Genomic DNA, 232 nt, shown 5'->3' with positions numbered 1-232 from the left:
TATCCGCTCGGCGACTAAGTCGATCTCCGCATCTGGAAAATCAATTATGGCGTAGCCGTTTTGGTTAAGCTGAACGGCGGCGTCGTAGACCGCAGGCGAAGTTGAGGCCGCATCAAAAAAATCGGCGAAAAACGGCGATTCAACCTTTGGAACCCCTGGGAGGAGATTACGACGTTCTTGGGTCATTACGCACCTTTGTCCGCTCATTAGGCTCTAGTTCAGGGACTTAACA

At 51.3% G+C, this 232-nt stretch carries 1 protein-coding gene; it reads right to left on the bottom strand.

What is annotated here, in order from left to right; all coding sequences use genetic code 11:
• A partial coding sequence (locus tag ACM0OX_RS35880; protein WP_414519993.1) for a hypothetical protein occupies window positions 1–186 on the bottom strand: 186 nt, incomplete at its 3' end.
• Window positions 187–232 lie beyond the last annotated feature (46 nt).

It is taken from the genome of Nostoc sp. PCC 9305 (assembly GCF_963920915.1).
GTDB lineage: Bacteria > Cyanobacteriota > Cyanobacteriia > Cyanobacteriales > Nostocaceae > Nostoc.
This window is presented reverse-complemented; position numbering and strand designations above follow the sequence as displayed.